Here is a 14,779-nt window from a genome sequence, read left to right on the forward strand (position 1 = left end):
CTAATTGTGTTTGTTGTAAGTATTCTACAAATTATTATGTCCTTTATCTCTAGCAAGATCTAGCGGTGTTTTACCATTCCTATCTTTAGCATTGACGTTGGCTCCCTTACCTACCAGGTATTCTATTATATTAAGATGGCCATTCCAAGAAGCCCAGTGCAGAGACATCCAGCTGTCTTTGTCAACCTCATTAATACTTACCCCTTTATCGAGAAGAAGTTCTATAATATTTTTATTATCGCGCTCAGCAGCAATGTGGATAGGCTCTCTGCCATAAACGTTGTGAGCATTAATATTAGCTTCTTTGTCAACGAGAAACTTAGCAACTTCTAAGCAGCCTTTCCACCATGCTGTATAATGTAGCGGTGTCCAACCATAGTTACTGGTATCATCAACGCTTACTCCTTTACCGAGAAGGAACTCTATAATATCCTTGTAATTTTTTTCAGCAGCAATGTGTATAGGTTTCCTACCAAAAATGCCCACATCTATAGCATTAACATTAGCACCCTGACTAACAAATTTTTTGACTTCAGAGAGATCTCCATTTTCTGTAGCAGTCAATAATTTTTTGTCTAATTCTGTTTGTTTTAAAAATCCTACTATGTCTGTATAATTCCCTTGAATAGCTAAGTCTAAAGGTGTTTTTCCATCGTTAGTTTTAGCTTCAATATTAGCCCCTCGACTTGAAAGTACTCTAACTATATCAAGCCTGTCTTTGAAAACTGCATAATGCAAAGGTGTTAAACCATCATTAGTTTTAGCTTCAATGTTAGCCCTTTTATCTATAAGAAGCTCAATTATTTTCAATTGACCATAAGCATTTGCTATATGCAAAGGTGTTTCTCCAATATTAGTTTTAGCCTCAATATTAGCATTTAGATTTAAAATTGCCCTAGATGTATCAAGCTTATTATCGTTATCAGAAGCATAGTGCAAAGGTGCCCAACCACGTCTATCTCTAATATTAATATCTACACCTATATTAAGAAGATTATTAACTTTACTAAGATTGTTTTGCTTTACAGCACCAAATAGCTGCTCGGTCGATAAAACTAATTTTTCCTTATTAAATTCCACTACAACATCTTCTGAGTTACAAGTAGAAGCTATACACTTTGAGTTAGAAACTGTTGCATCATTAAACCCGAACATCATTTCTCTTGCCGGTTGATAAGTATTCCAGTTCTCTACTTTTACAAGAGTGTTATTTTTATGTGATAGCAATAAGGTATCATTCATAACTCTCATATTGAAATCTAATATAGACTTATCTTTCAAATCAACTAAACCAATATCATTCTTGTTAACAGGTTGATTATGATAAATCTGTAACCCTTGCTCATCTGGTTGGTAATACCTGAAAGAACTAAATTCATCAGCTCTTTCTCCAAATTCTTCTGGTTCCATAATTTTGTCTCTCAACTCTATGGATAAATCCCAGTTTTTATGAACAGAAGAATAGTAATCCGATATTGATAATGCCCCTCTATCTGATAACAATAGCAAATTATTATTTAGCTTTAAAAAAAGTACTTTTTCTGAGTCAAATGTGAAACAATTATGATGATTTAACAGGTCAGTACCATTAACGCTAAATCTTCCATCTATTTTCAAGCTATGAGAGCAATAATCTCGCTCTAATTCTCCATCCTGAAGTTTGTAATATTCTTGCCCATCAAATGTAACTGTGACATCTTTATAATCTGGTAGCAAGGTTACATTTAGGCCATTTTTATTAATCTTTATTTCTCCTTTTTTATTTTCCATAAATGGTATATCATCTAATGTACAATTTAATTGGCTAAAATCTAATATACCATTTGCTTGAGCAATCGTAATATTAGCGTTTCTGTTATCGAAAAGATAAAGATGACTTATATTACTTGGAGCTTCCCAGTAAAAATTATGATGTTCTTTATCAGGATAAAAAATATAATTACTGGAACTACCTATAGTACTATGATAATTAGCACTTGATAATCGCTTTGTGATATTAAAGTTTGAATTGTCCATTTTTCGCAGATTATCCAACTTATTATCTAATTTTGTTATGTGCACATTTGTTACTCTATCAGTATTAATGTCTACTTTTGTTGGAGTTACAAACGAACCATCTGCTGTTTTTACTGATGTTTGTTTATCTACACTTATAAAAGCTCCACTTTTATTGTAGATATTTGTTATATTATTAGCATGAGTCATACTACCTATATCACTAAAATTTATCGGCAATAATACTAAGCCTTTCCCATAAATAGAATCACCAAAATAACCCTTTATTGCAGTAAAGTTTTTTGCTATTATTACATCATTTCCACCTTTACCGTCTACATAACCTGCATGAGAAACTTCTATATGATTAGCTTTGCTACTTCCAATGACAGAGTGTATATTCTCTGAATCTGCAAAATTACCTCGTGTTACAACTATATTATTTTGTCCAGTAGAAGATCCACCTAAATTACATACAAAATTATCCTTTGCTATGTAGAAGAAATTTGTTCCTTGTTTATGAATATCACAATTACTTAACTGATCTGTAAAATAATACCTGTTCTGTACACTAGACCCCTGATTATCGATTCCATAACTATTAAGTAGTATATTCTTACCATTAAAAATAACATCAATAGTATAATTAGAAGTCACATTTATAAAAGCATCATTATTAGGTATGTAAAACAACATATTTGCAGGCAGCCTAGAAGAACTGCTTTTACTATACATAATTGCATTCTGGCAACCAGGCAGATACTCTTTTAAAGAAACTTTTTTCACTGTTGTAGACAATACCATATTCTCATACTCTGATCTGTAACCGCATTGTGCCACACCTTCTACTCTTTGTAAGGTTTTTTCACTTATCACTGTTAGATCAACATCATCCCCTTTAGGACCACAAATAGCACTATAATTTTTCATTGTACTTGGAAGAAGCCTGCTAATATGGTTGTTACCACTCTTTACATTGAGAGAGATATCTGAAACACGTGTTATCAATCGAAAATCAAATTTATTATCAACTATTCTTGTGTGACGGAAACAAGGAGTTATTCCCAAATACGTAGAAGCATCATCTGATTGCATCACCTCTCTTTTTCTCCTAAAAATAGATCCATCAAGGTATTTTTCTTCTGTAAGAAGTATAGAAGGTAATGATATGGCTATTTTATCATAACTACCCTTAAATTGATCTAAGATCTTTGATATATACTGTTTATATATTTCTTCTGCTTGCAGATCATTTCCTATATAATCTGGCACTTTTTTATCAAGAAAGAAATCCCAATACAAGTCATGTTTCTCTTGATCTGTAAGTTTTATATGTTCTTCTAATTTTTCTACTTCAAGTCCTGCTTCTACAAATTGTGCTATAATGATTACAGCAACTGAAATAGCAGCGCCAACCGGACCGGCAAATTCTCCTATTACTCCAGCTTCCATACCTATAGCCGACATTGTTTCAGTAACAACTGCAGGTACATCTGCAGCTATAAAGATGGAATTAGTTGCGATGTTTAGGTCAGCAATCTTTATATCTACAGGATCTGTTACATTTTGTCTTGCTTTAATTGATTCTGCTAGCCCTAAAAATGCTGCAAAGTTACCTATAGCACGTCCCATAGCTGGAGCAAATCCCTTCAACATCTGAGAATCAAGCTTTGTTCCTAACTCTAATATTTTTCCAGAGATTTTTTCACCAATTTTTGGCATTATCCAGAGATTTAATGCATCGTAGCCTAATCCCTCTATATCTCCATTTGCTATATGCTTACCAACTAAGAATGCTGTAAAGGCAAGACCTGCACCTTCTGCTACTTTTCCTATTTTTTCTGCTACTCCAGATCTTCTTAGGATATTTTTTATTTCCTCTTTATTTTCTATATTATCCTTTATCTCTTTCACAATATCCCTAATCTCTGGATCTATTGAACCTAGATCTATATCTTTAATCTTTGCTACAAATGCTTCTTCAACATTTTTGTCTATAATTTCACCTTCAGATATCTTCTGAGAAACCTTAAAAAGCTGATCATAAAACTCAATATTCTTTACTCTTTCTGCTACCTTGTCAGCATTGAATAACTCTTTGATACGCTGCTCTTTTTCTTCCTTTGTAATCTTTTCTTCATCACGTGAATCTATGCAGGACATACTTATACTTCTTTCCTTCCTTGATCTTTTATTTGATGAATACTCTGGTGATGAAGATTCTAAAGCTCTTTTCCTCCTTAGAGAGCATTGACTTACAGCAAGTGACGTATAAACTGAACTATGATCCACTTCAACAGGAATAAACCCTTCCTCACTTGTTCTGCTTGTTAAAATAAGGGAACCTGCATTATTAGCTCCTTTGTCGAAAACAACACCAATGAATTTCACCTCATCACCATCTGTAAGTGTCTTATATGTTACACCTTTTTCATACTCTTTATTTATTTGATCATTCGCTTCCTCCAATAAGGCCTGGGCTCCCTTACCCTGCCTTGATGTCTTAAGTTCCAACCCTATTGGTGTGTACTCCTCAGCATTTCCACCTTGAGCCACAAACTTAATACCATGAACTAGCATGTCAATACGTTCCCCTCTACCAGTTTGAAACTCAGTTAAAACTAATGCTCTGGTTTCTGGAGATTCTTGTAATTTTAGGCCGCTATAATAACTAAACACTCCATTCAATATTCCCTGGAAATGAGCCTCTTTATTAACGAGAGTCTTAAAAGGGAATATTCCTTCTCCAATTTTTCTAATAATCTACTATATCCTTCTATTGATAAAGATTGGATATTTAGTGCTTTATCGAATGTTTCTTTTAACTCACTAGGATAAGGAACTTCTTTGAAAGTACCTTGAAATCTCTCAGCTCCATTGTTGTATTCTTGTAAAGAATTGTATTTTTCAGCCCAAATAGTAAGATATCTTTTAAAATCTGACTTATATCTAGTATCAAAATTAAGATTTAATTCGACTATTTCCCTATTCCCTATTTCTCTATTTAATCTATCAAGAGGGAGCTCTTCATTCAGCACGTTCAAAACATCTTTTCTGTTAGCTTCAACAATATTCATCACATAAACCAACTTCTCCTTATTTTCTGGAATAAGCACCATTGTTACAACTGCATGGCTTGCATCAAGGTTAGCTGACAATCTCCCCCTGGCTCTTTCAGCTGCTAAACGTCCAGGCCCACGAAGATTAGGATGTACCTCGGTAGGTATATTGTCTCTATAGATAAAAATGTATTTTTTAAAATCAGTTTTTAAATCTTCAACTCTATTTAACAATAGTGATTGCCCTAGTAAAAACCTGCTAAAATAATGATTATCTCCCTTCTCCGATGTACCAGGAAACGTGTGATAGATACGTTCCATATTATTTTTATTCGTTTTTTTAGTGCATTTGTGTAGATTTCTTGCGTATCCCAATCATCAGAGGATTTTAACATATCTTGGAAAAGAGGAATTATTCTTTCATTACGATTCGATACCCTAATGTCAGAGACAGGAGATGGATTATCAAGATTTACACCAACACATAAAATGTTATCTGCGGTAGTTAAAACTCGCTGAACATTTGGTTGAAACCCTTGTGCATACTTTTCTGCTTGTTGCAAAGCCTTATCTGGAGTGGCATTAGGACCTGCTCCTGCTTTTAACTCAATAATAATAGGAATAGAATCCAATGCACGGTCAGGACCACGAGCTAGAAGGATAATATCTGCATAACCCCTACCTGCAAATTGCTCTGGATAAACTCTAAGATTATACCTATAGTGGAAATTCATGAAAACGCCTACCATAAATCCATGATGTGCTGCTTCACGTGCACTATTATCATAGATTAATGAGTTTTCATATTTAGAATGAACTTTACTAATCTCTCCAAGAACTCCCTCAAGAGATTCTTTAACTCCTATCTCTCTACTAGAACTTAGCCCAGCTATATCACCTTCCGGATTACTACATATTCCTTTTTCTACTTCATGAAATTCTTTGCTAGTAGCAGAATCAAGTATCCCTTTAGTTTCCATATCAACAAAAATACCATCCTTTCCTTTATAGATCTGTACTAATCTGGATTTTATTCTATCTTGAATTTCATTCTTAATATTTTGCTCAACGTTCCGATCTCTAATCCTACCTCTATCTATATTATTTCTTAATATGTTCTCCAATTCATTAACAGTAAACTGATGGCCACGCTTACCTTCTGAAATGGAAAATAAATCTATATTATTAATCGCGTCTTCAGCATTTCCAATTTGACCATTTTTGACAATAGCTACTTTTAAAGTTTTCGAAGTATCAAAACTAAAATAAATCTTTTTAATATTTAACTTTTCTGCAATTTCTGTATCCAGCAAAGTAGAAAAGCTCCCTAAGAAGAAGTGTGTAAAAAATCCTGCTTTTTCTACAGAGTGTAAATAAGATGGAATCTGATCCACAAATGATTGAAATCTTGTTTCAAAAGATCTAAAATCCCCTTCTTTCTTGCTTGTTCCAACTTCTTTACCTGCTTCCTCTATCAATAACTGTATTAATTCAAAATCTTGTGGCCTTTCTTTACCCATGACTCTTTTTAAGTTTAAGCCTTTTGCAAGCTCTTTATCATTATCAATAATATTTCTTTCAAGACCAAAATTATAATGGTTTCGGTTACCTGGTGCACCAACATGAAATAATTGTATTTGAATACTTCCATCGCCATATTGGCTTCTTGTTGCACCAGAAACACTAATCCTTGCACTAAGCATCTCGCTCATTGCTCTTATTTCAGGTTCATCTCCCCAAGTATTAGGATTTCTCATGTATTCCAAGTAATCATTGAAACTTCGTCCACTTTCACCTTCAACAAAACTTCTAAACTCGTTTTCATGAGAACTTATATGATCAACTACTCGATTGCGAAACACATTTCTTACTAAGTTTGCAAATGTATCATCATAATTCGCAGTACTAAAATTCCTGACCAAATTCCTAATATGATCTAAATTTTGAATTACAGCTCTTTCATTTCCAAATAGAGCTTCATACCTTTGTCGAAATAGAGCATTATCGTTCCTGACAGGTATTAAGTAAGCCATAGTAACAGACCAAAATAAGCAACTACCATCTCCTGGAACATCGATTCTTTTAAATCTACTTTCACTTTCGGAATCAACATCAGACCTTCGATAACGCTTGAATTGAGGAAATTCTTTAGCTTGCTCTATATATTATATTTCATCCGATAATTCAGTAATCCCTGAATTAATGCCTTCTTTTTTTTGATGATCTGTTAGATATTGTGTCTTAAACATAAAACCCTCTTCATTACATTATACCAAACCCACTATTTATTATCAGAGATATCAACAATATAAGCTGTTTTTACCTGCATACTAACTTAGATATATAACATTTGTATTATAATGCAACACCTTTTTAACAAAAACTAAACAGGCTAAAATATTAACAAGAAACCATCACCTGTTTTATAGAATTGCCTTATAATATCTCTTAATTACCCAACTCTAATTGCTCACATACTTTGCTTAATTTAACCTCAGTTAAGCTATTAAGCTCTTCAGTTGTAGACTTTCCATACGCTAGAAACTTATTCAGTGAATCAGTATCTCTTTTTTCCAACATAGATCGTATATACCCCGCTTGTCTAGAATCCATAAATTCTTTGATTTGATCAGAATTAGCTCTATCTAATATTGCCCATACTGGTTCCATACAACCTCTATTAATTAAAGGAGCTAACAATCTTCCTTGAAATACTGAACTACTCTTCATCTCTTTATTTAATAATAAGGCACGATGGCTATCAAATCCCTCTTTCGTCCACATATACATAAAAAGCTTTACCCCTGCACCCACACAAGACTCTGAATAATTTTCTAATTCTTTTATATACTTTAACCAAATACAATAACAACCTTCTAAAACATCACTCGACCCTAAGCAATCAAACAATCTTTGAAATTGATCAAAGCGAAGTGCACCCTGTAGCGTATCTAAACTACCATAATAACCATTTTCAGCTAAGTCTCTTTTTAGAAGTTCTGGATATTTATCAGGGCTTATCTGGCTGAAACAAAACTCAAATATTTCAGGATAACTATTACAACGACTACCTGCTGCATATACTGCTGTCTTTATGAAGATTTCATCCTTTTTCTGTGCGCTGATTTCATCTTCAGGTAATGATTTTATTTTATTCCAGAAGAATTCCACTGCCTGCTCTTGCTTAAAACTCATAGCACATTTAAGCCCGTACTCATATGGATGACAGCCATCTAAATTTAATTTAGAGATATAACCGCTGATAAAATGTGACCAAAACTGCGCTAAAAGACCAGATCCGCAACACCTAACTAAGTGCTCATACTCCAATAGACTACTCTTACCTTGAGCTGATAGGCTTTTTTTTTCTTTCCTCAAATAAAGCAATAATATCTTCTTCTAGACAGCAACGACAGGCAATTTTATAGCTAGAGTTACTAAAGGGACTACCTTCCACTATCAGCTTTTTGCCAACCACCTGTCTATCAAGCTTAACTCCGTGTAAATTATCTACTTTTTTCCAACAATCCTCATTAGATAACACATGCGCAAGAAAATTGTGTCTCTTTTTACCAGCCATTTCGTGCAAATCCCAATTTGCATAGCACCAGCGTTCAATTTGAAAAAGCTTAGATGCTCTATAGGGATCATCTTCTTTAATAGACGAAAATAAAACTTTTGGAATATCTGAATGCAGCATAATCACCCCTCTATGAATGAAAAAATATGGAAACTGTTACGTCTAACATACACTATAGTAACTTGACACCATTTTGAGTAAGATATCCCTTTTCTAAGTTTTGTCAATCCTCAATTTAAAAAATTTTTTTAGACTTGAATAACTCTCAACAAAAGCCTCTTAATATGAGAGATACATGACGTTTTGTTTATTTTAAATTCTGTTTTTTATAAGTGTACCTTAGTTATTATTCTAAAATAAACTAGTATTAATTTAGCAAAATATATTATTAAAACCTCAAGTAAAATAACCATTTTCAGCGCTCAAAACCAGTGGCGGTGAGAATTGTTCGTTTTGGAATTGGTAGGTAAAGTCACTATGAAAAAATCCTGAGAATATTTCTGATCTTATTATAAGCTTCTTCAAGCTCAAAAGTGCTTATTGAATAAGGCGGTAGTAAGTAAACTGAATTACCAAGTGGCCTGATTAAAAGTCCTTGCTCTAAAAATTTTATCTTTAGTGTTTGTGCATCATGAACATCAAAAGCTGCTATTGTACCAGTCACACGTGCACGCTCGACGTTCTTACAAGCTTCAGACAAATTTACTAATTCCTTTTTATGTATACTATGAATCCTCTTAATTGACTCCATGGTATCGTGTTTAACTAACGAGTCTAAAGAAGCAATTGCGGCTGCACAACCCAGGGGATTGGCAGTGTAGGAGTGACCATGAACGAACGCTTTAGTAAAATGTTCACTTAAAAATGCCGAGTAAACTTCTTCGGTAGTAATTGTGAGAGCAAGCGGAAGAAAACCTCCTGTTAATCCTTTAGAAATACACAAAAAATCAGGTATAATTTGAGTTTGTTCAAAAGCAAAATAAGTACCAGTACGTCCAAAGCCGGTCATAACTTCATCACAAATTATCAAAATTCCATGCCGGCGTACTAAATTGACAACTTTTCTAACAAACTCTGGACGGCACATCCTCATACCACTTGCCCCTTGTACTAAAGGCTCTAGAATTAATGCGGCAATTTTGTGAGAACCAGCACGTAAGTGACCCTCTAGTACTTTAAGAGAATGTTCCTCTTTATTTTCTATTTCTTCATCTTCGTCCCAGGTTTCTGGAAAAGGTATTGTTAAGACAGAAAATAACAGATTTGAAAATGCGTCATGGAAGCCGGACTTAACGCCTACACTCATCGCGCCAAATGTATCTCCATGATATCCACCTTCAAAACTCAGAAAAGTAGTTCTTTCACGGTTACCTTGATTCCACCAATACTGATAGGCCATTTTTAGTGCTACCTCAACGGCAGTAGAACCATTGTCTGAAAAGAAAAATCTGGATAATTTATCTGGTAATAAAGTTTTCAACTTTTCACAAAGCGTTACTGCAGGCTCATGGGTAAACCCTGCAAAAATTACATGTTCCAAAGTCATGCTTTGCTCATATATAGCCTGAGCGATCTTGGGATGAGCATGACCGTGCAGATTTACCCACCAACTGGAAATCAGATCCAAGTATGCTTTGCCATTTTCATCATAAAGATATGACCCATGGGCTTTTTTAATTGCAATTGGAAGTTTAGCTACTTTCTCTTGCGTAAAAGGATGCCATATAATTTTTCTATCGCGTTTGCTTAAATTCATAGTTGTTTAACTAAAAATAGCTTTTAATCGATTTGAGAGTGGTATTTGCATTAAACGTTCCATATTGACCTGCTGTAGTTTGGGTACTGATGCTAATACCTGTACTCTACCATAAAATTCTATTGCTTCAAGATTATCTTGGTTAGGTGGTCCATTTAAGATCACCCCCAAAATAGGAATATTTCTAGCACGTAGGGCTCCTAAACTAAGTAATGTGTGATTAATTGTGCCAAGTGTAGACCTTGCAACTAAAATTGTTGGAGTGGCAAGTTTTTTGATTAAATCAACCATTAGTAAGGTTTTATTGATTGGAACTAAAACTCCTCCAGCACCTTCTATGATTAAGTTACGTGCTTTGGGCAAGCTAATCCTATCGATATTAATGCTATCATTCTCTAGTAACGCTGCCAAGTGAGGAGATAGAGGTCTTTTATAAACAAAATTTTCTTTATAAACATTGGCGTTAGTCAAATTGCTTATTTGATGGCTGTCTGTACCTAGAATACTTCCAGTTTGGATAGGTTTGAAATACGAATACCCAGTGTGTAAGCAGAGCCAGCTGCTTACGGTAGTCTTACCAATGTCGGTATCTGTTCCTGTTACAAAGATCTGCATCTACTTAAAACTCCAAAAAATACTTTATAGGTAACATGAATCTTGCCAGTATAGGTTTGAACTACCTTCCTTAGGCCAGGCAGAGGAATTGTCTGACTACTTAAATTTGCTCCCAAATTTTTGAGATATCTGATAAATTCACTTGCACTTGGAAAACACAATATAAATTCTTGCGAATCGAAAAAATACCTTTTTGGCTCTAGGTGAAGTAGATAACTTTCTAATTCTTGTTTAGATGGATACTGATAAGTTGGTACAGGTAATGAGGATTTCATGAAAATCTTAGTCCATTCACTGAATGTACCATCTAGTAAACACGAAAAAACAAAGACATTTGAACTATTGTATGATTTCTTTATCATCTTTTTTAAATTGCACACCCATTGAAGTGCCAGGTTTGAAATGACAAGGTCGTGGAAACTAAGATTTAGCGTTTCCATGTCACTTAAGATGAATTCAACCTTTTTATACCCTACTAACTTTTCTCTTGTTTTTGCCAGCATATTAGGTGATATATCATTTAAAATAAATTTGCTCTGTGGAAACAAACTAAACAAAACCTCTGTAGCATAGCCTGTACCTGTTCCCAAATCTAAAATAGAGCGTGGGTAAAATCCAGGAAGATAACTTTTTAATAAACCGACTAGTTTTGCAGCACATTCTTTTTGGACAAAAGCTACATTATCATAAGACGAGCTTGCTCTGCTAAAATTGTCCTGTATATATCTCTTTTGTAATTCCATTACAAAAACTTATAATTTGCTCGTACACAAAATAACATTCACGTAAACCTAGATTATGGTAACCTCTGCTATGCATAACAACTTTAACATCTTTATTGAAGTTATCATAGATAAGTTCCTGGGGTACAATTGTATCATTTGTTGCACCTAATATTAATAGTGGTATGTGTGGTAGCTGATGTACTGTGGTGAGTAGCTCTAAATCTTGCATTAGTTTTGCTTTATTCAACCGATTAAAAGAGTTGTAGTTTACACCGCATCTTTTATGGAAGGATATCAGGGTATCTACTGGATCCATTTGAAAGTGCTGTGTCATTGCTTTTAACTCTAACTTGCGTTTTTTGTGTAAACGCAAATTAAATCCCAAAAAATTGGTAAAAGCTTGTATGCCGATAAGTGCGTTAAACTTTACATTTAAGGAAGCTAGCTTTATCAGTCCAAGGGAATGGCCAACACCAGTAAATGTACTATCTTCTGGTAAGTCAAGATTTTCTTCTCCAAAATAACCAAGATCCAAACAATGGTAGGGAACTTGAGAGAAATATTCATTTATAAGAGGCTGGAAAAACTTATGATCAAACCCCCACCCATGACAAAACACAAAGCGATAGTTCATATTTGCTGAAGAGCATGTACTAAATGGTCTAGGTTACTTTCAGTGTGATTCACACTTAGTGCAATGCGCAACCTTGACGTTTGAGGAGGAACAGTAGGTGGACGTATAGCAGAAACAACCAACCCTTGTTTCAAAAGCTTTTCTTTTGCACTCATTACAGTATTCTCATCACCTAGAATTATTGGTATAATGTGTGTAGCTGAATCACCTGTATTAAATCCAAGATTTTGCAAATTGTTTCTTAAATTTGCAGCTTTAAAAGATAAAGCTTGACGTTGATCAGCAAGATGTTGTACTAAATCCCAAGCCTTGGCTGCTGCACCAATTACCATTGGGGAAAGAGAGGTTGAATAGATAAACCCTGGACATTTGTTGATTAGGTAATTCTTTATAACATTGGAACAAGCAACATACGCACCAAAGCACCCCAGGGCTTTACTAAAAGTGCCTAAGATTAAATGTGGAATTTCCTGAAGATTAATGCTGGAGGATAAGCCATACCCATTATGACCAATAATACCTGTTGCATGTGCTTCATCTAAATATAGAAAAGCTTCATGTTCTTTACTCAGAGCAAAAATTTTCTCTATTGGCGCAATATCTCCATCCATACCAAAGATTGTTTCAGTAACAATGAACTTTGGTCTTAAGTCATTTTTGAATTTTGTAAGTAAATTACTTAAGTGATCTGCATCATTGTGTTGATATCGTATGAGTTCAGCGTTGCTCAAAAATACAGCTTGATATAAGCTTGCATGGTTTAACTTATCAAAAAAAACAATAGGTTTGTCACCAAGCACTGATTGATTAAGTAGGCTTGCAAGAACAGTTATATTGGCCTGAAAACCTGAATTGAAGATAAGAGCCGACTCAGTTCCTTTGTCTTGGGCAATCCTCTTCTCAAGGTCTTCAAATATTTTTTTATTACCTGAGAGCAACCGAGAACCAGTGGATCCTACTCCAAACTGTGCTCCAGAGAGCTTTGCTGCATCAAACAGTACTTCTGACTGACTTAGGCCAAGGTAATCGTTGGTAGAAAAATCGATGAAGCTTCCCAGGATAGTTTTTGGCAACTGTCGATATTTCCCTTTACTTTGTAATGTATTACAATACTTATTATATAACAATCTATTTACCGAGAAGGAGCCTAGATCATGACAGAAGAATGGACCTTTGCCAAGGCAAAACAAATCTTTAATCTTCCGTTTCCTGAACTAATTTATACAGCACAAACAGAACATAGAAAGCAGTTTAATCCTAGTGAAGTGCAAATTAGTACGCTTTTAAGTATTAAGACAGGTAGCTGCCCAGAAAATTGTTCTTACTGTCCCCAGTCAGCACACTACAACACTGGTTTGCAGAAAAAGCCTTTGTTAGAAGTTGCCGAGGTAATTGAAGCAGCAGAATGTGCAAAAAAGGCTGGGAGTACTCGTTTCTGTATGGGAGCAGCTTGGCGTGGTCCACGTGATCAAGATTTAAAAGTTGTTTGCGAAATGATTAGAGAAGTGAAAAAATTGGGTCTTGAAACGTGTGTGACTCTTGGGCTGTTAAAAGATTACCAAGCTAATATGTTAAAGGAAGCCGGCTTAGATTTTTATAATCATAATATTGATACATCCGAAGAATATTATCATAAGATCATAACTACGCGTACTTTTCAAGATCGCTTGAAGACATTAGAATACGTACGTGCATCTGGCATTAAGGTCTGTTGTGGTGGCATTCTTGGCATGGGTGAGACTAACGAAGATCGAATAAAGATGTTAGTTCTTCTTGCTAATTTGAATGATCCTCCAGAGTCAGTATCAATTAATATGCTGATAAAAATTCCTGGAACTCCTCTTGAGAATGTGGCTGATGTTGATCCGTTTGATTTTGTTCGTACTGTCGCAATAGCCAGAATTATTATGCCAAAGTCCTACATCCGCTTATCTGCTGGGCGAGAGAAAATGTCGGATGAACTGCAAGCATTATGTTTCCTTGCTGGTGCCAATTCAATTTTTTATGGTGAAAAGCTATTTACAGCTCAAAATCCAGTACCTGAACAAGACAATTATTTATTTCAAAGATTGGGATTACAAAAATTACACATAGAACATTAAAGGAATTTCTGCATTGACAGAAAAAAAGATCTATTTTTACTATGAATTTGCCTCAAATTTTCTTTCCATCCTCAGATAAGTTGCTATTAATTTAGTAGTATATATCATTAATAATTTAAATAATATAACCATGTTTAGCAACCAAAACCAGCAAGCGTGAGAATCGTTCGTCTTGAGATTAGTTGGTCTACCACGTAATACATACGAACTTTTTAATATAGTGATTTTGCTATACGCTAAAACTACCCATATTAGCCCATTTTATCCATATCTACATACGAACTGTTTTGCCTAACTTTGTTGCAACAATTTT

General features: G+C 34.5%; 11 protein-coding genes. 1 reads left to right on the top strand and 10 read right to left on the bottom strand.

Translation table 11 applies throughout. The features are described from left to right. Nucleotides 1-24 precede the first annotated feature (24 nt). The 10 genes from OPR17_RS06440 to OPR17_RS06485 form a co-directional block, all read right to left on the bottom strand. A complete protein-coding gene (locus OPR17_RS06440) occupies nucleotides 25-4,551 on the bottom strand; it encodes an ankyrin repeat domain-containing protein (RefSeq protein ID WP_265021564.1) in 4,527 nt (1,508 codons plus the stop codon). A 128-nt stretch (nucleotides 4,552-4,679) separates the two neighbouring features. After that, entirely contained in the window at nucleotides 4,680-5,288 is a 609-nt protein-coding gene (locus OPR17_RS06445; RefSeq protein WP_265021565.1) for a hypothetical protein, read from the bottom strand. Between the two features lie 11 nt (nucleotides 5,289-5,299). Further along, complete coding sequence (locus tag OPR17_RS06450) at nucleotides 5,300-7,087, bottom strand: OTU domain-containing protein (RefSeq protein ID WP_265021566.1); 1,788 nt, start codon at nucleotides 7,085-7,087, stop codon at nucleotides 5,300-5,302. Between the two features lie 415 nt (nucleotides 7,088-7,502). Continuing rightward, on the bottom strand, nucleotides 7,503-8,432 hold the full coding sequence (locus OPR17_RS06455) for a hypothetical protein (RefSeq protein ID WP_265021567.1): 930 nt from the start codon (nucleotides 8,430-8,432) through the stop codon (nucleotides 7,503-7,505). Continuing rightward, entirely contained in the window at nucleotides 8,395-8,754 is a 360-nt protein-coding gene (locus tag OPR17_RS06460) for a hypothetical protein (RefSeq protein ID WP_265021568.1), read from the bottom strand. The genes OPR17_RS06455 and OPR17_RS06460 overlap by 38 nt, the downstream gene beginning before the upstream one ends. 355 nt (nucleotides 8,755-9,109) lie before the next feature. Then, nucleotides 9,110-10,390, bottom strand: a complete 1,281-nt coding sequence (gene bioA, locus OPR17_RS06465; RefSeq protein ID WP_265021569.1) for an adenosylmethionine--8-amino-7-oxononanoate transaminase — start codon at nucleotides 10,388-10,390, stop codon at nucleotides 9,110-9,112. A 6-nt stretch (nucleotides 10,391-10,396) separates the two neighbouring features. Continuing rightward, the gene (bioD, locus tag OPR17_RS06470; RefSeq protein WP_265021570.1) at nucleotides 10,397-11,005 is read right to left on the bottom strand and encodes a dethiobiotin synthase; all 609 of its coding nucleotides are present in this window, start codon (nucleotides 11,003-11,005) and stop codon (nucleotides 10,397-10,399) included. Continuing rightward, nucleotides 10,990-11,748 carry a methyltransferase domain-containing protein gene (locus OPR17_RS06475; RefSeq protein WP_265021571.1) on the bottom strand — a complete coding sequence of 253 codons (759 nt, stop codon included), beginning with the start codon at nucleotides 11,746-11,748 and terminating at the stop codon, nucleotides 10,990-10,992. Before OPR17_RS06475 ends, bioD begins: the two co-directional genes overlap by 16 nt. Beyond that, nucleotides 11,711-12,364, bottom strand: coding sequence for an alpha/beta hydrolase (locus tag OPR17_RS06480; protein ID WP_265021572.1), 654 nt, complete (start codon nucleotides 12,362-12,364; stop codon nucleotides 11,711-11,713). The genes OPR17_RS06475 and OPR17_RS06480 overlap by 38 nt, the downstream gene beginning before the upstream one ends. Then, nucleotides 12,361-13,437, bottom strand: coding sequence for an aminotransferase class I/II-fold pyridoxal phosphate-dependent enzyme (locus OPR17_RS06485; RefSeq protein WP_265021573.1), 1,077 nt, complete (start codon nucleotides 13,435-13,437; stop codon nucleotides 12,361-12,363). Before OPR17_RS06485 ends, OPR17_RS06480 begins: the two co-directional genes overlap by 4 nt. Before the next feature lie 78 nt (nucleotides 13,438-13,515). Between OPR17_RS06485 and bioB the strand changes: the two genes are divergently transcribed. Next, nucleotides 13,516-14,466, top strand: a complete 951-nt coding sequence (bioB, locus tag OPR17_RS06490; protein WP_406828663.1) for a biotin synthase BioB — start codon at nucleotides 13,516-13,518, stop codon at nucleotides 14,464-14,466. The last annotated feature ends 313 nt before the right edge of the window (nucleotides 14,467-14,779 follow it).

This window comes from Wolbachia endosymbiont (group A) of Icerya purchasi (genome assembly GCF_947251635.1).
Classification (GTDB): Bacteria; Pseudomonadota; Alphaproteobacteria; order Rickettsiales; family Anaplasmataceae; genus Wolbachia; species Wolbachia pipientis.